The organism is Cupriavidus sp. GW823-FHT07B10 (assembly GCF_058794355.1).
In genome coordinates, this window is record NZ_JBXAGS010000029.1 from 1 (window position 1) to 20,227 (window position 20,227).

The 20,227-nt window shown below is 63.4% G+C and carries 14 protein-coding genes and 4 pseudogenes; 13 read left to right on the top strand and 5 right to left on the bottom strand.

Features of this window, described 5'->3' with window-relative positions:
* A pseudogene (locus AC1Q6V_RS33100) lies at positions 1–429 on the top strand (ISNCY family transposase); the annotation flags it as partial.
* 416 nt (positions 430–845) lie between these two features.
* Positions 846–1,142 (top strand): hypothetical protein, encoded by a 297-nt coding sequence (locus AC1Q6V_RS33105; RefSeq protein ID WP_058698745.1) that lies wholly within the window; start codon positions 846–848, stop codon positions 1,140–1,142.
* 121 nt (positions 1,143–1,263) lie between these two features.
* Here the strand turns inward: AC1Q6V_RS33105 and AC1Q6V_RS33110 are convergent.
* From AC1Q6V_RS33110 to AC1Q6V_RS33125, 4 genes and pseudogenes are all read right to left on the bottom strand, one after another.
* Positions 1,264–1,500, bottom strand: a pseudogene (locus AC1Q6V_RS33110) (NAD-dependent epimerase/dehydratase family protein); the annotation flags it as partial.
* Positions 1,501–1,603: 103 nt separating this feature from the next.
* Positions 1,604–2,464, bottom strand: a pseudogene (locus AC1Q6V_RS33115) (phosphomannomutase/phosphoglucomutase); the annotation flags it as partial.
* A gap of 83 nt (positions 2,465–2,547) precedes the next feature.
* Positions 2,548–3,351, bottom strand: a complete 804-nt coding sequence (locus tag AC1Q6V_RS33120; protein WP_011615356.1) for a 2OG-Fe(II) oxygenase — start codon at positions 3,349–3,351, stop codon at positions 2,548–2,550.
* 20 nt (positions 3,352–3,371) lie between these two features.
* Positions 3,372–4,415 carry a GlxA family transcriptional regulator gene (locus AC1Q6V_RS33125; RefSeq protein WP_010812054.1) on the bottom strand — a complete coding sequence of 348 codons (1,044 nt, stop codon included), beginning with the start codon at positions 4,413–4,415 and terminating at the stop codon, positions 3,372–3,374.
* A 544-nt stretch (positions 4,416–4,959) separates the two neighbouring features.
* Between AC1Q6V_RS33125 and AC1Q6V_RS33130 the strand changes: the two genes are divergently transcribed.
* The 11 genes and pseudogenes from AC1Q6V_RS33130 to rfbA all read left to right on the top strand — a co-directional run bounded on the left by AC1Q6V_RS33130 (position 4,960) and on the right by rfbA (position 18,769).
* Positions 4,960–6,489, top strand: a complete 1,530-nt coding sequence (locus AC1Q6V_RS33130; RefSeq protein WP_058698748.1) for a mannose-1-phosphate guanylyltransferase/mannose-6-phosphate isomerase — start codon at positions 4,960–4,962, stop codon at positions 6,487–6,489.
* Positions 6,490–6,747: 258 nt separating this feature from the next.
* Positions 6,748–7,341 (top strand): annotated as a pseudogene (locus AC1Q6V_RS33135) (sugar transferase); the annotation flags it as partial.
* Entirely contained in the window at positions 7,322–8,524 is a 1,203-nt protein-coding gene (locus AC1Q6V_RS33140; RefSeq protein ID WP_010812057.1) for a polysaccharide biosynthesis/export family protein, read from the top strand. The pseudogene AC1Q6V_RS33135 and the gene AC1Q6V_RS33140, both read left to right, overlap by 20 nt.
* A gap of 43 nt (positions 8,525–8,567) precedes the next feature.
* The gene (locus tag AC1Q6V_RS33145) at positions 8,568–10,778 is read left to right on the top strand and encodes a GNVR domain-containing protein (RefSeq protein ID WP_058698750.1); all 2,211 of its coding nucleotides are present in this window, start codon (positions 8,568–8,570) and stop codon (positions 10,776–10,778) included.
* Between the two features lie 40 nt (positions 10,779–10,818).
* A complete protein-coding gene (locus AC1Q6V_RS33150; RefSeq protein WP_058698751.1) occupies positions 10,819–11,829 on the top strand; it encodes a glycosyltransferase in 1,011 nt (336 codons plus the stop codon).
* 24 nt (positions 11,830–11,853) lie between these two features.
* Positions 11,854–12,897 carry a glycosyltransferase family 2 protein gene (locus AC1Q6V_RS33155; protein ID WP_454750689.1) on the top strand — a complete coding sequence of 348 codons (1,044 nt, stop codon included), beginning with the start codon at positions 11,854–11,856 and terminating at the stop codon, positions 12,895–12,897.
* A 12-nt stretch (positions 12,898–12,909) separates the two neighbouring features.
* Complete coding sequence (locus AC1Q6V_RS33160; protein WP_058698753.1) at positions 12,910–14,022, top strand: glycosyltransferase family 4 protein; 1,113 nt, start codon at positions 12,910–12,912, stop codon at positions 14,020–14,022.
* Positions 14,004–15,278, top strand: a complete 1,275-nt coding sequence (locus tag AC1Q6V_RS33165) for a glycosyltransferase family 4 protein (protein WP_454750688.1) — start codon at positions 14,004–14,006, stop codon at positions 15,276–15,278. Before AC1Q6V_RS33160 ends, AC1Q6V_RS33165 begins: the two co-directional genes overlap by 19 nt.
* Before the next feature lie 13 nt (positions 15,279–15,291).
* A complete protein-coding gene (locus AC1Q6V_RS33170) occupies positions 15,292–16,575 on the top strand; it encodes an oligosaccharide repeat unit polymerase (RefSeq protein WP_010812063.1) in 1,284 nt (427 codons plus the stop codon).
* 23 nt (positions 16,576–16,598) lie between these two features.
* Complete coding sequence (locus tag AC1Q6V_RS33175; RefSeq protein ID WP_010812064.1) at positions 16,599–17,885, top strand: oligosaccharide flippase family protein; 1,287 nt, start codon at positions 16,599–16,601, stop codon at positions 17,883–17,885.
* Complete coding sequence (rfbA, locus tag AC1Q6V_RS33180; protein ID WP_454750687.1) at positions 17,882–18,769, top strand: glucose-1-phosphate thymidylyltransferase RfbA; 888 nt, start codon at positions 17,882–17,884, stop codon at positions 18,767–18,769. Before AC1Q6V_RS33175 ends, rfbA begins: the two co-directional genes overlap by 4 nt.
* Before the next feature lie 54 nt (positions 18,770–18,823).
* Here the strand turns inward: rfbA and AC1Q6V_RS33185 are convergent, their stop codons facing one another.
* Positions 18,824–20,080, bottom strand: coding sequence for a right-handed parallel beta-helix repeat-containing protein (locus AC1Q6V_RS33185; RefSeq protein ID WP_454750686.1), 1,257 nt, complete (start codon positions 20,078–20,080; stop codon positions 18,824–18,826).
* Positions 20,081–20,227 lie beyond the last annotated feature (147 nt).

Below are 20,227 nucleotides of genomic sequence, written 5' to 3' on the forward strand. Positions count from 1 at the left end.
ATCGAGTTGTGGGCCGATGGCGCCGCCCTGCCCTACACCACCTATGACCGGCTGGGCGAGATCGACCAGGGCGCGATTGTCGACAACAAGCGGCTCGGGCACGTGCTTGACCTCGCCGCCAAAGTGCAGGCGCTGCGCGACAGCCGGCAAACCGTAGGGCCGTCGCGCACGCTGGCCGGCGAGCCGCCGCGCCCGCACCAGCCGGCGCCGAACACCAAGCCCCAGCGGCTGATCAACCGGCTCGATCTGGAGCGCGCGCTCGCTGCGGCCCCGCTCAATCAGAAGGCAGACATTTTAACGTTGCCCACCGCGCTGCCACCGCCCCACCCTCGGCCAGACTCGGTCGTCTCAGGCCAGCACCACCGCCCCACCAAAAACCCGCAAAAGACTCCAACCCCGCACAAAAAGCACGCCCGCACCGACATTTGAATTTGGCTGACATCCCGACAAGTCAAAACCGGCTGGACAGCAGCAGATGTTGGCCGTTTTTCTAATGTCGTACTTGGGATGAATTCAGTCCTCTAACGTAAAGTTGTCCGGTAACTCGACGTAAAGGTGTCATGCATTGATCTATGAGACGCTTTTTATCTTTTCCGTACTGCTTTACGTCGCGGTTTAGCTGCCCGACTTGGGTTCGGGCGCGGCTTATCTTCCCGCTCGGGAAGAAATCCTCGGCTTTGAGTCCCTGGGCGGCTTGGTTTTGGCCATCTCACGTTGGATGGCAGCGCTCTGGCGACTACGTGTAGTTCCCACTGAGGTCACTTCGGCCAACATTCTGACTCGCCCACTGGAATCCGCTTTACCATCACAGATGGGAACGGAACGGCGTCTTAGCCAGATCTGCTATGTCACTGCAACAGAAAATGCGGCTTTTGTCGGCCTGCCTGCCGGCCGGGCTTCCTTACGTCGAGACTGAAGTCGGCTCCTACCTTTACCTGCACGACGTCCCGTACGAATTGGAGAGCATCCTTGCTCGTTGGCTACTGCTCCGGCCTGAGCTTACAGACAGAGATCTCTCAACCTGCGTTCTGGTCGAGGGTGGCAAGGGTTTAGCCATTACTCGGGAAGGATGGGAAAGTTTCCTCTGCTGGCTCGTCGAAACACTTCGAGCCAAGCTTGACGACATGGAGCAAGCCCAGTAGCAACGCCTTCGCGCCCCCTTTTTTGGCCGCCTTCAGTGTCACGACGGAAGGCACGGCGCATAAAGGTGTCCATCCGGTGAACCAATCAAGCAAGGAACCACTATGTTGCGGGTACGCATTGAACTGCGGTGATGCGATGCTCCGCAAACAGGCGGTCGAGCAGCGCGCGGTCGCGCACATCACCTTTGACAAAATGCGGGGTTTTTCCCGAAATTGCGGCAATTCGCTCGACCACTATCTGATTGCTGTTGCACAGATTATCTAGGCCGATGACATCGGCCCCGCCGTCAAGCAGCGCCATCCACATATGCGATGCGATATATCCGGTGGCGCCAGTCAGCAGCAGTGACTCAGACATGAGGATTTTTCAGGTTGAAGAAGATGGGTTAAGGAAGCCTCATACAGCCCTTGCTATCGGCGCAGGTGCGCAAGCCTGCCATGTTCAATGGGCAAGCACATACTCAGAAGGGCAGCCGCGCATCCGGCTTCTCGGCCAGGATCATACGTTTGAATTCAGCCTGGATCCGCGCCAGCGCGGCGTCGTTGTCCGCCTCGAACCGCATCACCACCACCGGGGTGGTATTGGACGGACGGGCCAGACCGAAGCCATCGGCGTACTCGACACGCACGCCGTCGATGGTGATGACCTCACGAGCGCCCTCAAACTTCGCGTTGGCCCTGATCTTGTCCAGCAGCGTGAACGGCTCGCCCTCGGCGCACTTGAGCTGGAGCTCTGGCGTATTGTTGGCGTTCGGCAGCGCATTCAGCATGGCGCTGGGGTCAGCATGACGCGACAGGATTTCCAGCAGGCGCGCGCCCGTGTACAAGCCGTCATCAAAACCGTACCAGCGATCCTTGAAGAACACGTGCCCGCTCATCTCGCCGGCGATCGGTGCGCCGGTTTCCTTGAGCTTGGCCTTCACCAGCGAATGGCCGGTCTTCCACATTAGCGGCTCGCCGCCATGCTGGCGAATCCACGGGGCCAGCTTGCCCGTGCACTTGACGTCGTAGATCACCTGCGCGCCGGGGTTGCGCGACAGGATCTCCTCGGCAAACAGCATCAGCTGGCGATCCGGGAAGATAACCTGGCCGTCCTTGGTCACCACGCCGAGGCGGTCGCCGTCGCCATCAAAGGCCAGGCCCAGCTCGCAATCGGTCTCGCGCAGGCACTTCATCAGGTCCTGCAGATTCTCGACGTGGGCCGGGTCCGGATGGTGGTTGGGGAAATGGCCGTCGACCTCACAGAACAGCTCGGTCACCTCGCAGCCCAGGCCACGAAACAGGTCGCCCACGAAGGCGCCGGCGACACCGTTGCCGGCGTCCCTCGTCAGCGCGGTGCGGCCTTGTGATAGCGGCTTGGCCGTATCGTGGCATGATCCCTCCATCGCAAGATTTGCGGCCCCCGCTATCGCCCAACAATCCGCTTGGCCAACGCTTTCGCATAAGGCGGCGTAATGCCATGCAGGATGTCCCGTGCGGTTAAGCCGTACCGCTCGCCCGGCCGCGTCTGGAAGCGTGTGGAATGCTCATCGGCAGCATCCGGCTCGGGCCGGCCGTTGGAGTAGTAGTAGAGCGCGATCGACCGTCGCGTGACGCCTCGCGGGCACGCAAGGGGTTCGGGATGCCCGTGCCATGAGCACTCATTGGTATTGAAGACGACCAGCCGGTTTCCGATCGGCGCGATCTTCCGCACGCAGCGCTGGACCTCGTTGTCCCACAGTTGCAGATGGCCGGCCCAACTGTCCTCCCACTTGTCATTGAGATACAGCAGCACATTGAGCCGCCGGTCAAGCTTCCATTCGAGATGGTAGTTGTAGTCGATATGCAGGCCCAGGTGGCCTCCAGGCAGCGTCTGGTGCAAGCCGCCGCCATGGAGGTGAGGGTCCGGCACCAGCCCCTGGATGCCGGACAGCGTCTCCAGGAAGCGGGTGAATCCGGGCGCATTGAACTCCATGATCAGCGCCCGCAGCGCAGGCGGGATGGCGTAAAAGTCCTGGCTTTGCAGCTTCAGGTTCTCGGTGGCCGAGTGAAACTTGAACCAGACGCGCTCCGTGGCGCCTGGAAACGCATCGCTGGCTTTCCGATAAACGTCTTCGTCAAGAAAGTTGTCGATGCAGATATGGGGAAACGGGTCGGCGCAACGGTAGGTTTCCGACAATTCACGCGACATCCACTCAAGTTTCGCGACATCCAGCAGGTCGTGGCGCATGCTCAGATCTCCCCCAGTAGCTAGGTTGTCTCGCACTGCTTTGTCTTGCCCTGATTGCGGTACGCCGTGGGCGACAGCGAGAAGCGCTTGCGGAAAATCTTGGCGAGCCGGTCTCCGTTTCCCATCCCGCAGCGCCGCGCTATTTTGTCGACCGGCAGGTCCGTTTCCATCAGCAGCCGACAAATCATGTCTAGCCGCGCGCGAAGCAAGTACTCCGACGGCGTCACGCCCAAGGCCCACTTGAAGCGCCGCAGGTAGTTGCGCTCGCTCATGGCGGCAACGCGCGCCGCGTCGGCCACCGAGATCGCCTCCGTGTAATGCTCCGCGATCCACCGTGCCGACGCGCGAATCTTTTCGTTGGTTTCGGACGATGCGATGTCGGGCGCGTCGCCAGCTTCCTCGGCATCCGGGCGCACCATCGGCATGTCCCGTTGCGGCGCGAGCTGCCTTGCAACTTCCCGGGCCATGACGAAGCCAAGGTCCGACTCGATCTGTGCCAGAGCCATATCGACGGCCGAGGGCATGACGTCCGGAGCGGAGTCCACGCCTCCCCGGCACCAGAATACGGAAGGCGCGGCATGGCTGGTGCCGACGACGTTGTCCCTCTCGGCGATACGCAGCGGATGTGCCCGGGAGACGCGGGGCAGGATCGGCTCCCGTCCCGCGCGGGAGCGCTCCAGCACCATTGCGCTGATCTCGAGCATGGCGGTCATGAGCCGCGCATCGCGCTCAACGACCGGCTCGCGCTCGCTGCAGGCAATAAAGATCGCATTGAAGCCTCGCTGACCCAGCGCGTCCAGGCTCTGCGTCCAGATCCGGATGGAAGAGGAGCACGCGACATTGCCGCCGCGGTAAGACAAGAGGGAGAGCTGGTAGACAGGTCGCCTGCGACGCAGGAGTTCGAGTTCGTTGGCCACGCGGAAGGCTTCCGCGATGATGCCGGCAGTCAGCAGCGAGCAGCCTTCAAACAACAGCAACCCGATGCGCTGAATTTCCCGTTGGCCGGCTACCGGTAGCGGACCGAGGGACCGGACCGGCGGCGGCATATCGACAAGGTGCTCCATGGCATCACTACCCCCTTGCGTCCAATCCAAAAATCAAATCTGTTGCATTGCATCATAACGGCAATTGGACGCCGCGCAGGGTCGACTGGCTGAAAGTTCCGCTATGTTGGCGGATCATTACTTGGCACTAGTTGGTTTTCTGCAAAAATGCGGCGTGCCAATCATGTGATGTATCTGATTTGAGCCACTTTCCCTAATTCTGGGATTTTAAATTCGGCAAAGATAATGACTGAATGTCCAATAGAGTGGCCCCTGCACTGGGATTGGGCAAGTCGTTACAGAAAGTAACGGATCGCCAGAATTATGGGCATTGCGACCGAATTCCAAGTGGCGCCGTTGCCATTCCATATATTTCAGCATTTTCTCCCGTAGCTATAGGTGGCTCACGCATTACTTTTGATAATGGATTTTCAGGTTAATCGGCCAATCATTCTGCATTTTCCGCCAGTCCGCTTCTGAGGCTTTTCGGCGCGTCTATGCTTCGCTGCAACAAAGACGGCTTCCCCGTTTCCTTGCTGCAGCCCACGCCGGACAGGAGCAGATCATGCGCACAACGGACCCGCTGGATCTAGTGGATGACACCGCCACCGATGCGCTCGCCGGGCAGGACCGGGCATCGCCGCCCGCCCTGGGCATGCGGCTTGCGGCGGTGGTGCTTGCCGGGGGCTCCGGCACCCGGTTGTGGCCCCTGTCGCGCAAGCACTTTCCCAAGCAGCTGATCGACATCATTGGCCGCGATTCCCTGCTGCAGACCACCGTACGCCGTCTGGCCGGCCTCCATGGCAGTGCCAGCGCTGACGCCGCGCCGATCATCGTCTGCGGCGAAGCACACCGTTTCATGGCTGCGCAGCAACTGGCCGAGGCAGGGGTGGACGCGCGTATCGTCGTTGAGCCAGTCGGGCGCAATACGGCGCCGGCACTGACGCTCGCCGCGCTGCTGGCCTGCGAGCAGGGCAACGACAGCATCCTCGTCGCCATGCCCGCGGACCACGTGATTGCCGATGGCAAGGCGTTCCGCCTCGCCGTACTGCGCGCGGCACGCTTTGCAGAACAAGGGGCCATCGCCACACTCGGGGTGCCGCCTACGCGCGCCGACACGGGCTACGGCTATATCCGGCTCGGTGCGCAGCTCGAAGGCATGGCACGCCGGATCGACGCGTTCGTGGAGAAGCCCGCCGCCGAACTTGCGGCGCAGTACCTCGCGTCCGGCGAATACTGGTGGAACAGCGGCATCTTCGTGGTGCGCGCCAGCACCTGGCTGACCGCGCTGCAACAGCTTCAGCCGGCGATGCACGTAGCCTGCGTGAGCGCCTGCACGGCCGGCCGCAGCGACGGCGCGTTCTTTTATCCGCACGCGGCGTCGTTCACCGAGGTGCCATCGGACTCGATCGACTATGCCGTGATGGAGCACCTGGCGCGCGCCGACGCGCTCAAAGGCGTTGTGGTCCCGCTGGAGGCGGGCTGGTCTGACCTCGGTTCTTGGGATGCCGTATGGGATGCCATCGACAAGGACGACGACGGCAATGCCGCGCGCGGCCGCGTGATGTTCGAGGGCGCCTCCTCGTGCTACGCCCATTCGGAGGGACGGCTGGTGGCCTGCGTGGGTACGGTCAATCTGATCGTGGTCGAAACCGCCGATGCCGTGCTGGTGGTGGACCGCTCGCGGGTCCAGGCGGTCAAGGGCCTGGTCGAGCGCATCGCGCGCCAGCATGGGCCGGAGGCCGAGACCCATCGAAAGGTTCAGCGGCCATGGGGCAGCTATGACTCGCTCGACCATGGCGAGCGCTTCCAGGTCAAGCGCATCGTGGTGCATCCCGGCGCCGCTCTCTCCTTGCAGTTGCACCACCACCGCGCGGAGCACTGGACGGTGGTCCGCGGCACCGCGCGGGTCACGCGTGGGAACGAGCAGTTTCTGCTCAGCGAGAACGAATCCACTTACATCCCCATCGGCGTGACGCACCGGCTCGAGAACCCCGGAAAGCTGCCGCTCGAGATCATCGAGGTGCAGTCCGGCGCGTATCTCGGCGAGGACGACATTGTCCGCATCGCCGACACCTACGGGCGCTGCGGCTGACGGCCGTCCGACAGCCGCAGCCAGCGCCAAGGGAGATCGACTGCAGTCCAACCTCTACCATGGAGCGTCGTCATGTTTACAGTGAAATCACTCTTTGCAAGATCCGGTATCGTCCCCAGCCGCCTGACCGCTGCCTCTGCTGCCGCGCCGGGCATGGAGACTGGCTTGTCCGGCGCAATGGCGGCATTCGGGGCGCCCTCGCAGCCGTTGCCAGCAGGCGTGGACCTGCGATTTCCGTCACCGCTGGGACTGGGCGCCAAGCGGGCGTTCGATGTCGCTGCAGCGCTTGCGCTGTTGCTGCTGCTGTCGCCACTGCTGGCCATGGTGGCAATGCTGGTGATGCGTGACGGCGGACCCTGCGTGTTCGGACACACCCGCGTTGGCGTGGATGGCAGGAAGTTCAAGTGCCTGAAGTTTCGTTCGATGGTGCTCAACGCAGACGCCGTGCTGAAGGAATTGCTGGCGACCGACCCGGCGGCGCGCGCCGAATGGGAAAAGGATTTCAAGCTCAGGAACGATGTCCGGGTCACCCCGCTCGGGCGCTTCATCCGGCGTACCAGCATCGATGAATTGCCACAACTGTGGAATGTTGTGCGCGGCGACATGAGCCTTGTCGGTCCGCGCCCCGTCGTCGAGGAGGAGCTCGAGCGGTACGGCGACGCTGCGGCGTATTACCTCCGCGTCCTTCCCGGCATTACCGGCCCCTGGCAGGTCAGTGGCCGCAATGAAACGGATTACGGGACGCGCGTCTCGCTCGACGTCGCCTACGTCAGGAACTGGTCGTTCCTGGGTGACATCGGAATCCTGTTCAAGACGATCGGGGTGGTCCTGCATGGCCGCGGCGCGTACTGACCAACTGCGTGGCCGGATCCTGGCGGCGACGCTGCTGCCAGGCCTGGCGGCCCTCCTCGGCGCCTGCACGATGGCGCCGGGGATGTCGTTCCAGTCCCAGTCCGGTCCTCTGCCCGATGCCGCTCGCGCGACGCAGCCGTCGTCCGTGGGGACCGTACCCGAGCTGCCATCGATAAAAGGCGTGCAGTCGGTCACTCCCGACAACCTGGTCGAGATTACCGGCACCCTGATCGATGCACAGCAAGCCGCCCGGCCCCAGGGTGTGCCGCAGGAGGTTCGCGCGCTGTTCGACAAGCCACGCGCCTATGTATTGGGGCCCGGCGACGTGCTGAGCATCGTGGTGTGGGGCCATCCGGAACTGAACATGCCGGCGCTGCAGGTCACTAGCGGCGTGGATACTGCCGGCTCCAACGCGGTGGTAACCGGCTATACCGTGGACGCTCGCGGCATGGTGCAGTTCGCTTTCGTCGGCATGGTCCCCGTAGCGGGCCTCACCGAGGCTGATGCGCGCGAGCTCCTCGCCAGGCGCCTGTCCGAGTACGTGCGCAATCCGCAGATCACCCTGCGCATCCAGGCATATCGCAGCAAGCGCGTCTATCTGGACGGCGCCGTGCAGAGCCCCGGCCTGCAGATCATCAATGATGTGCCAATGACCCTACCCGAGGCGATCAATCGCGCCGGTGGCTTCACCGCGACAGCGGACCGCTCCTGGGTGGCCCTGACACGTGGCGACAAGACCGTACGCATCAACCTGCCAGACCTCATCGCCAAGGGCGGGAATCCATCCGACATCCTGCTGCGCGACGGCGACCTGGTACGTTTCTACGCCGCCACCGACAGCAAGGTTTTCGTACTTGGCGAAGTGGCACGGGCGTCCACACTGACGCTTAATAACGGCAAGCTGAGCCTGAACCAGGCGCTTGGCGATGCCGGTGGCGTCAGCCAGTACTCTGGCGACGCGCGACACGTGTATGTCGTGCGTGGGGACAATGGCAACAAGCCAGTGGTGTACCACCTCGACGCGAGTACGCCATCGGCGATGGCGTTGGCAGACGGCTTTTCGCTGCAGGCCAACGATGTGGTGTTCGTCGATGCGTCGGCGCTGGTTCGCTGGAGCCGCGTTGTCAACCTGCTGTTGCCCACCGCCCAGACTGCGACCGTCGGCCGGGCGCTTGTCCCGTGAAATCAGCGCCTATGCACGATCGATACCCACGCAGGAGTGCGGCATGAAGAGCCCTTACATCGCGAACCCGGTCTATGAACTGCCCGGTCGCGCACCGGCCCGAGCCCTGAACAATCTGACGACACTGTACGCCGGCAGGTGGCTGATCGTGGTCGCCACTTCCGTGTGCCTGCTCGCCGGAATCGCGTATGCATTGTTCACGCGCCCCCTCTATCGCTCCGACATCCTGATCCAGGTCGAACCCAGTTCCATCGGGACCCGGTCCACGTCCGATGACCCCAAGCTGACCTCCGAGATCAAGCCGGACACGACTTCTGAAATCCAGGTGCTGAACTCGCGCATGGTGGTATCACGCGCGGTCGAGAAGCTCAAGCTGTATATCGAGGCCGGTCCCCGCTATGTGCCGGTGATTGGGTGGTGGCTCGCCGCGCGCACGGATGGCTTGTCGCATCCGCTCGGTGGCTACGTGTACGGCGCGGAACGCATCGACGTGGCGATGTTCGACGTGCCGGCTTCCCAGCAGGGCAAGGCCTTCGTGCTGACGCTCGGTCATGAGGGTGCTTATGTCCTCTCCCTGCCCGGCTCGTGGGACGCGCCGCTGCTAATGCTTCACGGCAAGGTCGGTATGCCGCTACATGCCGAAACCCCGCATGGACCGATCGACCTGCTGGTCCGCGCCGCCGACGGCGAGCCGGGCGCGAGCTTTTCGATCAGGCGCTACTCCGAGATCGCCACCACCGAATGGCTGCAACGGACCATGGCCATCGGGGAACGCGGCAAGCAATCGAGCATCATCGGCGTGGCGCTGGACAGCGTCGACCCGGTCCGCGCCAGCCAGATCCTGAATGAGGTGGGCAAGGAGTACGTCGAGCAAAACGTGCGACGCCGCTCGGAAGAGGCCGACAAATCCATTCGCTTCCTGGATGAGCAATTGCCGCAGCTCAAGCGGCAACTGGAGGAATCGGAAAGCCGCTACAACGCGTTTCGTGCGCAACAGGGCACCGTGGACACCAGCCAGGAGGCGCGCGCCCTGCTCCAGCAATCCGTGGAAGCCGAAACGCGCGTCGTCGACCTGCGGCAGAAGCGCCAGGAACTGTCCATCCGTTACACGGACAAGCATCCCGCACTGCTGGCACTCGACGGCCAGTTGCAGGGAGCCATGGCAGAGCTCTCTGTCATCGAGGCGCGTACGCGCAGACTGCCCCTGATCGAGCAGAAGGTCCTCCAATTGCAGCGCAACATGCAGGTGGACACCGAGCTCTACACGAGCCGCCTTAACGCCCGCCAGCAGCTTACCCTGGTGCGCGCCGGCAAGGTCGCCAATGTGCGACTGATCGACCCCGCGACGCCACCCGAGACGCCGATCATGCCGCGGCGCGGCGTCGCAGTGGGCGGTTCGCTGCTAACCGGTTTGCTGGCAGGCGTGGTCCTGGCCGTCCTCCGCCGCCGCGTGGCGGGTACCGTCCAGGACCGCGAGGAGATCGAGGCAGGCACGGGGCTGCCGGTTTATGCCACGGTGCCGCGCAGCCGACTGACTTCCGATTTCCGCCCTGCCTGGCCCCGCATGCTCGCGGGCAGCACAGACCGCACGTTGTTGCCCGATGCAGCGATCGAAAGCCTGCGCGCCGTCCGCACCACGCTGCACTTCGCCTTGAACGATGCACCCAACCGTGTGGTGCTGATCACCGGCCCTACGGGCGGGGTTGGCAAGTCCTTCGTAGCCGCCAATCTCGCCACGCTGGCGGGTGCCTCGAAGCGGCGGGTGCTGCTGATTGACGCCGACCTGCGCAATGGCGTGCTGCACAAGCGATTCCATGTGGACCGCGGTCCGGGACTGGCCGAGGTGATCGCTGGTACGAGCCGGTACGAGGACGTGCTTCGCCACGATGTATCGCACGGTCTCGATTTCCTGGCCACCGGATGGCACATGTCCGGGCCAAGCGAGCTGTTGCTGCAGCCAGAACTGGCCACACTTGTTCAACGCGTTGCCGGCCAGTACGACATGGTGGTGCTTGACGGACCGCCATTGCTGCCGGTGGCAGATGCGCTTGTGCTGGGACGCATGGCGGGCACTGTCTTCATCGTGGCACGGCACCGGGTCACCACGGTGGAACAGATCGACGAAAGCACGCGCCGGCTGGCGCAGGCCGACGTCGCCGTACGGGGCGTGATCTTCAACGACTTCACCGGCCACCTGCACCGCTACAGCTATGCCTACGGTGCCGACGCGTCCCGCCCGGGCGCGCCTGCATGATCAGCGGAAATGAGCGGTAATCAGCAGAAAAAAGGCAGTTATGAAATACACCCATCACAAGCGCATCACGTTGGTCACCGTAACCTACGGCGCGCGCCTGCACTTTTGCGCCGAACTCTTGCAGCGGGCGTTCGAGCACGAGGGCGTGGCGCACGCTGTGGTCGTCAGCAACAATTCCTCGTCCGACCTTAGCCGGCTCGAGGACGACTGGGGCGCGCGGGTTACCGTGATCCGGTTGCCGACCAACACCGGGTCGGCCAATGGCTATGCCGTAGGCATCGACGCAGCGCTCAGCCGCGACACGGACTACCTGTGGCTGATGGACGATGACAATGCCCCGTGCCCCGGCGCACTCGACGTCCTCTGCCATCAGCTGGATCGGCTGACGCGCGGATTTGGCCGCAACCGTGCGGCGGTGCTTGGCTTCCGCCCGGATCACCAGGCCGATATCGCGATGGGTGTGCCTGTGGCGCTGGCGATGCCGCCGCGCTCCAGCTACTTCGGCTTTCATGTGGCCCGCATTCCCTACAAGCTATGGCGCCGCACGCCGTGGGGCCGCCCGAAGCCGGCGGACATGCCGGAAGTCCTGCCGTTGCCTTTTGCGCCGTATGGCGGCTTCCTCGGGCACCGCGATCTCTACCTCGATCTCGGCTTGCCGGAACGGCAGCTCGTGCTGTATGCGGACGACATCGAATACACATGGCGCCTGACCGCGCGCGGCGGCCGCATTGCGCTGGTAACCGGCGCCCGCCTGGAAGACCTGGAGGGATCGTGGAACGTCAAGCGAGACTGGAAGAATCATTTCGAGTGCCTGCTGTTGAGCCGGTCGGACTTCCGCGCCTACTACAGCAGCCGCAACCAGGCATGGTTCGACAAGCACTACTGGTCGACCTCCAGCCTGACATACCGCCTGAACCGCCTCGTCTTCCTCGCCCTGCTGCGGATCTACGGCAGGCGTCATGGTGCTGCTGCCAGGCTCGCTCTGCTGGAGCGCGCGATCGCCGACGGCGAGGCATGCCGCCTCGGCTTGCACGCCGACTATTCCCTGTAGCCAACATCCACCGCAGAGGCCGTCATGCCGACCAACTCCTCCCCCGCCCTTCTGACGATCGTCATCTGCAACTACAACTACGCGCCGTACCTGGGGGGAGCCATTGACTCCGCGCTACGCCAGACGGCGCCAGGGGTCAGGGTAATGGTGATCGACGACGGCTCCAGCGATGGTTCGCGTGACATCATCCTGGGCTACGGCGACAGGATAGAAGCCGTGTTCCAGCCAAACGGCGGGCAGGTCTCGGCCTACAATCACGCGCTGCGTCGGCTCGATACGCCCTGCGTGATCTTCCTTGACGCCGACGACCAGTTGCAGCCGGACGCCGCCGAGGCGGTGCTGGCCGCCTTCGCAGCCGGCGACTATGTCAAGGTTCAGTTCCGACTGGAGGTAGTGACCGAGGACGGGACCCTCACCGGGGTGCAGGTTCCGCAATCCAGCGACGTGACAGACTGCGGCATGCGGCTGCGGGACGGATGGCTGTACCCGTCACCGCCCGGGTCGGGAAACGCCTATCGCGTGGATGCACTCCGGCGCATCTTTCCTGTCCCGGTCACCGCAGACAACATACACGGTGCCGACTTCTACGCCATCTATGGCATTGCGCTGGTCGGCAGCGTTGGCTCGCTCGATCGTGCGCTCGGCCGCTATCGCGTGCACCGGCATACCACGGCGCAAGCAGGCGATGCGGGCAGCGCCAACCTGTCGCTCGCCAATGCCGAAGATGCACTGGCGGGAGCCAGGCAGTCTGCCCGGCGCTGGGCCATCCTGCGCGGGCTGGCCTGGGAACGGCTTGGCGTCGTCCTGCCTGCCGAATTTCTGGATTTCTCCGCGGAGAAGGCCCACTTTGCCACCCTTCTCCATGGCGCGCCGTTGACTCGGCGATGGCGCTGGTTCCGTCATGAGTCCAGCCGCTACTTTCATACGGTTGCCGCCAATCCCTTCTGGAGCGCGCGCAAGAAGCTCGCCGTATGGTGCCTGACCGCACTTTGCCTGGTGCCGGTGGCATCCATCAGCAATCGGGCGGTTCGCTACATCGCCAATCCCCTCGCCCGTGCGGGGTACTGAACCGTATCGGAAATGGCCACCGTGTCCGCCTCCGCAACCGTCTCCATCAACGGCCGCTTCCTGGGCAGGCGCGCGACCGGCGTCGACCGCTTTGCCTACGAAGTCGTACGCGGCATCGACCAACTCGTTGCGGACCACGACCCTATTACTGCCGGGCTGTCGTTCGAGATTCTGGTGCCGGCATCCGTCAAGGTGGATCCACAGCAGTTCCCGCACTTGCGGATCCGGACGGTCCATGGCGGCACGGGCCAATACTGGGAGCAGGTCAGCCTGGCGCTCGCTGCCCGCGGCACGCTGCTGCTGAACCTTTGCAACGCGGCGCCGTTGCTGTTTCCGAACCAGGTCACAGTCATGCATGACGCCGCGCCAGTACGGATTCCGCAAGCCTACACACGCGCGTTCCGCGCCTGGTACCGCATCATGGCACCGTGGGTCGGACGCATCGCGCGGCGTGTGCTCACTGTGTCGGAGTTCTCACGCCGCGAACTCTCCCAGGCCTATCGCATTCCCGACCGCAAGATCGGCGTGCTGCCAATGAGCGGTGATCACATGCAGCGCCTGCCGCAAGCCCCGGACGTCCGCAGAAAGTTCCAGCTATCGGGCCGGCCCTACGTCCTGGCTGTCAGTAGTGCCAGCCACCACAAGAACTTCAGGCTCGTGGTAGAGGCCATCGGGCTGCTCAAGACGACGGAATACGAAGTGGTCATCGTGGGGGCCACGTTGCCCGTGTTCCAGTCGGTGCAGCAGGTAGCGCCAGATTTCGTCAAACGCGTGGGCTATGTTGATGACGACGACCTCAAGGCATTGTTCCGCCATGCTGCCTGCTTTGTTTTCCCGTCGCTCTATGAAGGCTATGGCTTGCCCCCCGTGGAAGCCATGACGCTTGGCTGTCCGGTCCTTGCGTCCAATCTGCCTTCGGTGCGCGAGGCCTGCGGCAACGCCGCGCTCTATTTCCGCCCGACCAGCGCTCGCGAACTTGGCGAGCTGCTGACTTACGTCATGCGTGACAGCACCTTGCGAGACAGATTGCGCGCGCAAGGTTATGCCCACGTGGAACGGAATTCATGGCGCACCACTGCCGCCAAGCTACTTAGCGAGATCACTCCATGGCTCCCACGGCGATGAATCCTCCCCCATTGCGCACCGCAGACGAGTTCGGCAGGGTCGCGGTGGTACACGAGTGGCTGACTACCTACGCCGGCTCCGAACGCGTCCTCGAACAGATTCTGAAGATCTGGCCTGATGCCGACCTGTTCAGCGTGGTTGACTTTTTCCCGGACGCAGAGCGGGCCGTCCTGCAAGGCAAGCATGCCAGGACGTCCTTCATCCAGCACCTGCCGCGCGCCCGGCAGTCGTTTCGCGCCTATCTGCCCTTGATGCCGCTGGCGGTGGAGCAGTTCGACCTGTCCGGATACGACCTGGTGATCTCGTCCAGCCATGCCGTGGCCAAGGGCGTGATCACCGGCCCCGGCCAGCTGCATGTCAGCTATGTGCATTCACCGATCCGCTACGCGTGGGACCTGCAACATCAATACCTGGAAGAATCCCGCCTGACCCGTGGCCTCAAGAGCTGGCTGGCCCGCGCCATCCTGCATTACATGCGGATCTGGGACCACCGGACCGCACACGGTGTCGACCTGTTCGTGGCCAACTCCGCCTACGTCGCGCGTCGCATCCGCAAGGTCTACGGCTGCGATGCCTCGGTGATCTACCCCCCAGTCGATATTGAACGGTTCAGCCTGGGCGATCGCCGCGAGGATTTCTTCCTCACCGCATCGCGTCTGGTGCCGTACAAGAAGGTCGGGCTGATCGTCGAAGCCTTTGCTGCCATGCCGGACAAACGTCTGGTTGTCATCGGCGCCGGTCCTGATCTCGCACGCATCCGGGACATGGCGCCCTCCAACGTCCAGCTGCTCGGCTATCAGTCGACGGACGTGCTGATCGACCATATGCAACGCGCCCGTGCCTTTGTCTTTGCAGCCGAAGAAGATTTCGGCATTGTGGCCCTGGAAGCGCAGGCGTGCGGGACACCGCTGATCGCCCTGGGACGGGGCGGTTCTCGCGAGACGGTCATTGACAGCCTGGACCGCAATATCCGCACCGGCGTCTTCTTTCCGCGCCAGACCGTAGAAGACATCGTGCGCGCCGTGTGCCGATTCGAGGAGAGCGGACCATTCAACCCTGCCGCATGCCGGCGCAATGCGCTCCAGTTCTCACCCGAGCGTTTCCGGCGGGAGTTTCTCGCCATGGTGCGCAGCGCGATGGCGCGGGCATCGACCACGCCGCTCGCAGGGATTGGCCATTCGGCTGACATCCAGCGCGACGTGGCAGCGTTGCCGGTGCCGGTGATCGCCGACACGCTCGAATCGCTGCCGCGCTGACGGAGCCGCTACGATGCCCAACACGCCCGATCACCATGAAGGCTATTGGTGGGAAGACCCCGCCAGGCTACTGCTGTACTTCATCCTGCCGCTATACATGCTGATTGCACTGGACCTGCTTGGCGAACAGAAGGCCATCGAGCGAGTCTACTTCACCAGCTTCCATGCTCTTGCCGGGGCCCTCTTTCTCGGTGTACTCACCGTCGCGGCATACGCCGAACGTATCCTCGTGCCGCCCGCCCGCGCCGAGCCCCCCGAAATTCCGGTACGAGTCCTTGATGCCATGTTCGGCCTCGCACTGGCCGGTTACCTGGTCATGATGGGCGGCGTGATCGCCCAACCTGCCATCCTCCTGTCCTTCCTGAACGGCGGAGCAAATACCTACGACGTCCTTGAACTGAAGGGCCGCATTGCCGGCATCAGCACGCTCACGCAAGCCACCGTGGCTTACGTGCCGCTGTACTTCTATGTCTTCCGCACGCCTGTGCGCGGCTTCAATCGTTACAAGGCCTACATGGTCGTGCTGGGCGTGCTGACGTTGTTGCGCAGCTTCATTTTTGCCGAGCGGCTCGCGCTGGTAGAGGTACTCCTTCCCTGGGCTCTGATGGCTGCCCGCTTCAGCAACCTCCCGAGGCACTCGGTGCTGCTCGCGCTAGGACCCTTCGCCGCGATCGTGCCGATGATCGGCTTCTTCATCGCGAACGAATACAGCCGCTCCTGGCAAACCTACTACGTCAACATCTACGACAACATCCTCGACTTCGCCCTTGAGCGGCTGGCGATGTATTACTCGACCGCGCTGAACAACGGCGCTGGCCTGCTGACGATCATGGGCTGGGGAACCGGCGAGCCAACCTTTACGTTCGACTGGCTCATCAGATTTCCCGTACTCGGGGAGTTTTTCCGGCCGCTAGTGGGTGGCGGCAACGGCTACGGGCTGTTTCTGAATAACTTTGGCGATCCCGAGTTCAACAATCCGTCCGGTATCTTCGTGCACTTCTACGAGTGGGGATGGTTCGCACTGCTGCTGGCAGCGCTCATGGGCTGGATGCTGGCACGCAGCTACGCCGGCTGGAGGGCGGGCGATGGCTTCTGGTGTTGCGCCCATGCCGTGCTGCTGGTGTCGCTGATGGAGATACTGCGCGTGCCGAACCTGTTCAGCGGGCGGAACTTCGTGCCGCTCGCGCTGCTTTGGCTGGTCTTCCAATGCTTCGGCCAGCCGGCCCGACACCGGATCTCGCACAAGGTGCCCCCGCACCATGCCAGGCGCAGCGCCCCGCTACCGGGCCCACCATGACGTCTCCATATATCAACAAGCCCATGCCCCCATCGATCCGTGCGACCGCTGCCTACCTTCTCCTCATCCAGGCAGGCAACTACCTGTTCCCGCTACTGCTCTTACCGTTTCTGGGCCGAGTGCTTGGCGTCAAGGAGTTTGGCGTCCTGGCCTACTGCCAGGCGCTGGCGCAATACCTGATTCTGCTGACCGACTATGGCCACAATCTCACGGCGACCCGCCTGGTGTCCCTGCAACGCGACGATCCGCAAGCGGTAGCCGAGGTGTACTCAGCCACCATGGGCGCCAAACTGCTGTTGACCCTTGTGTCGGCGCTGCTCATGCTGGGCGCGGTGGGCATGGTGCCAAGCTTGCGGGAGCACTGGGAGATCCTGGCCGCGGCGTTCGTAGGCGTCGTCGCCAACGCGATCACTCCGTTCTGGCTGTACCAGGGGCAGGAGCGCATGAAGTCGCTCGTGCTGCCAAATTTCATCTCCAAGGCGGTCAGTCTTTCATGCGTCATCGCGTGGGTTCGGGGGCCCGGCGATGCAGCGCTGGCGGCGCTGGGGATCAGCATCGGCACTGCCATCCTGGCCGCCGCAGCGCTATGGGAGGTGCACCGGCAGCGCATTGCCACGCTGGTCGCCGTGCCAATGCGCGCGATCGTGGCGTCCTTGCGCGAGGGGTATCCAGTGTTCCTTTCCCTTGTGCTGGTCAGCTTCTACGTGAACTTCAACGCGATCCTGCTCAATTATTTCCACGGCCCGGTCGCGGTCGGGCAATTCTCCATGGCGGACAAGATCCGCATTGCGGGCCAGACTGTCTTTACCGTCATCGGCACCGCGTTCTTCCCGCGTATCAGCCAGTACAACGCCACGGATGCTGCCGCAGCGCAGGCGCTGATGCGCAAGGCCATGCTGGCGGTGTTCGGCAGCTCGGTGGCGATGTTCATCGCGATCGAGCTGTTCGCGGATCTTGGCATCCGGATGTGGCTGGGCGAACCGTTCCACGCCGCGATCTTCTTGCTGCGGCTGGAGGGCGTGCTGCTGCCGGTTACCAGCATTGCCTTTGTTTTCGGCAACCTTGGCCTGCTCGCGTTGGGGCGCCACCGCCTCGTGCAGAACATCTACGCGGCGGCGACGTTGCTCCATCTCGTTTATGTGGTCCCACTTGTGTGGTACCTGGGCGCCGAAGGGACGGTGATTTCCGTCATCCTGACTGAAGCGTTCGGAGCCGCGGCCTTCGCGGTCTGCTATCGCCGCGAAACAGCTTCCAGCGCATCGATCCTGAAGATACAGGAAAGACCATCCACGACGGAGATTCAGGCATGACCCGAAAAGGCATCATTCTGGCCGGTGGATCCGGCACCCGACTGTATCCGGTCACGCAGAGCGTTTCCAAGCAACTGCTGCCGGTCTACGACAAGCCGATGATCTACTACCCGCTGTCAACGTTGATGACTGCCGGCATTCGCGACGTGCTGGTCATTTCCACCCCGCAGGACACCCCTCGCTTTGCCGGCATGCTCGGTGATGGCAGCCAGTGGGGTCTCGACATCCGGTACGCGGAACAGCCTTCGCCCGATGGGCTGGCGCAGGCATTTATCATCGGACGTGAGTTTGTCGGCCGGGATCCATCGGCGCTGATCCTCGGCGACAACATTTTCTATGGGCACGATCTCGCCAGACAACTGACCCGGACGAGCCGACGCGAGGAAGGCGCCACGGTATTTGCCTATCACGTCCACGATCCCGAGCGGTATGGCGTGGTCGAATTCGATGAAGACTTCCGCGCATTGTCGATCGAGGAAAAGCCCGCTTCGCCACGGTCCAGCTATGCGGTGACCGGTCTGTACTTTTACGACCATGAGGTGTGCGACATTGCGGCAGATATCCGGCCATCTGCCCGCGGCGAACTGGAGATTACCGACATCAATTCGCGCTACCTCGCAGCGGGCAAGCTAAGCGTCGACATCATGGGCCGCGGCTATGCCTGGCTCGACACCGGCACGCATGATTCGCTCATCGAGGCGGCGCTGCTGGTCTCCACGTTGCAGAAGCGCCAGGGGCTGATGGTGGCATGCCCGGAAGAAATCGCGTACCGTCATCGCTGGATCGATGCAGAGCAGTTGAGTCGGCTCGCCTCCCCGCTCGTAAACAGCCACTACGGCAGATACTTGCTGCAACTGTTGGCGGAAACGCCGCGGGTCAGGTGACCATCCTGCGCAGATCGCGCCAACCGGGGGCGAAGCGCTGTGCGTGGGCTTCCCTCAACCCGAGCGTGCCGGGCACGCTGGCATCGAGGCCTGCAGGCCTTGGCGCAGGGAGGTACGCACCGGCGGCAGGCGGCCCGCGTCCGCGCCGGAAACCGGGATGGTGCCCGCGCTGGAACATCCTGGTGGGGCTGCGAGGCTCACACCATCGAGCGTATTGGCGTCGCAGATAAACTGCGTCGCCGTACAGTTTCGGTACTGCAGCGACAGGGCGAGGCCACCGATCGCAGCAAAGCGGTTGCCTGAGACGCGGACGCCGCAAACATTGTTCATGGCCCGGAATCCGTCGAACCTCGCGCGCGTTACCTGGTTTCCCGTCACCAGTACCTGCGTCACTGCTCCGCTGCCCGTGTTGATGTCGATAGCTGCATGGCCTGCGGCGGGACGGTCGTTCCCAGGTTGTGTCGCGTTCTGGTCGTCGGAGATGATATTGTTCGCGACCAGGACATTGGTCACGCTGGCCGTACGGTAGCCATCCTCCTGCGCCACCAGCACCGCCGCAGCCTTCTGCACACCTTCGATCCGGTTGCCGGCGACCGTCACGTCGGCACCGCCGACGATAGCAACGCCCCTGCCCCACGCGTTGCCTGCCAGATAATTTCCCGATACGTAGATGTTCTGGCTGAGCACACCGTCCCGCTGGTAGCTGACGATCCCCACCATGTCGTCGCCGGTGGCGGTGACCGCGTTGTCCTGCACGAGCACGTCGCGTGAACCGCCTGTGATGTGGATGCCGTCGGCCAGCGTGCCATGGACCTTGTTGCCGACCAGCGCAATGCTGCTGCCGCGCGAGACAAAGATGCCGACACTCGCACCGCCATTGATGTTGACATCGAGCACCTGGATGCCCTGTCCGTCCACGGCGACCTTGGTCGACGTGGCCGACTCGAGCCGCTGCGTGCCGATGCCCGTCAGCGTCACGCCAACCAGCGTCGAGTTCGCGCCAGTCATCATGATGGCCTGCTCGTCAGGGTTCGTGGCGACCAGCGTCGCGCCATAGCCCGATACCACAACCTGCTCGCCGCGCACTGCAAGCACGTGGCCCACCACATAGGTGCCCGGCGCCAGCACCAGGCGCTGTCCCGCCTGCAGGTTGTCGAGCGCCGCCTGCAGGCTATCTGCCTGGTCTGCGCCGCCGGGTGCAGGCTGCACCGATACATCGGCCGTCGCGCCTACCGCGGCGAACGCGCGGACCGAAGCTCGCGGACTACCGGTCAATACGGCGACAGTACCCGCGGCCAGACCTGCCAGCATGGTGCCTGCGACGCAGGCTCTGCGTAGGGATGACTTCACGATGGCCTGCCTGGCTCAGCATCGATCACGGCCTTCAACGGGTTGCCGGGATGTTTCATCGCTGCCGCCTCCATCCAGTGCTGGTCGATTTTCCGCTTGCATCATAGC

Bases quoted from the DNA above. Each gene is read 5' to 3' on its own strand.
- AC1Q6V_RS33125 (WP_010812054.1), bottom strand. From the start codon at position 4,415: ATGGAGCACCTTGTCGATATGCCGCCGCCGGTCCGGTCCCTCGGTCCG.
- AC1Q6V_RS33120 (WP_011615356.1), bottom strand. From the start codon at position 3,351: ATGCGCCACGACCTGCTGGATGTCGCGAAACTTGAGTGGATGTCGCGT.
- AC1Q6V_RS33105 (WP_058698745.1), top strand. From the start codon at position 846: ATGTCACTGCAACAGAAAATGCGGCTTTTGTCGGCCTGCCTGCCGGCC.
- AC1Q6V_RS33140 (WP_010812057.1), top strand. From the start codon at position 7,322: ATGGCCGCGGCGCGTACTGACCAACTGCGTGGCCGGATCCTGGCGGCG.
- rfbA (WP_454750687.1), top strand. From the start codon at position 17,882: ATGACCCGAAAAGGCATCATTCTGGCCGGTGGATCCGGCACCCGACTG.
- AC1Q6V_RS33175 (WP_010812064.1), top strand. From the start codon at position 16,599: ATGCCCCCATCGATCCGTGCGACCGCTGCCTACCTTCTCCTCATCCAG.
- AC1Q6V_RS33185 (WP_454750686.1), bottom strand. From the start codon at position 20,080: ATGCTGGCAGGTCTGGCCGCGGGTACTGTCGCCGTATTGACCGGTAGT.
- AC1Q6V_RS33145 (WP_058698750.1), top strand. From the start codon at position 8,568: ATGAAGAGCCCTTACATCGCGAACCCGGTCTATGAACTGCCCGGTCGC.
- AC1Q6V_RS33130 (WP_058698748.1), top strand. From the start codon at position 4,960: ATGCGCACAACGGACCCGCTGGATCTAGTGGATGACACCGCCACCGAT.
- AC1Q6V_RS33170 (WP_010812063.1), top strand. From the start codon at position 15,292: ATGCCCAACACGCCCGATCACCATGAAGGCTATTGGTGGGAAGACCCC.
- AC1Q6V_RS33155 (WP_454750689.1), top strand. From the start codon at position 11,854: ATGCCGACCAACTCCTCCCCCGCCCTTCTGACGATCGTCATCTGCAAC.
- AC1Q6V_RS33165 (WP_454750688.1), top strand. From the start codon at position 14,004: ATGGCTCCCACGGCGATGAATCCTCCCCCATTGCGCACCGCAGACGAG.
- AC1Q6V_RS33150 (WP_058698751.1), top strand. From the start codon at position 10,819: ATGAAATACACCCATCACAAGCGCATCACGTTGGTCACCGTAACCTAC.
- AC1Q6V_RS33160 (WP_058698753.1), top strand. From the start codon at position 12,910: ATGGCCACCGTGTCCGCCTCCGCAACCGTCTCCATCAACGGCCGCTTC.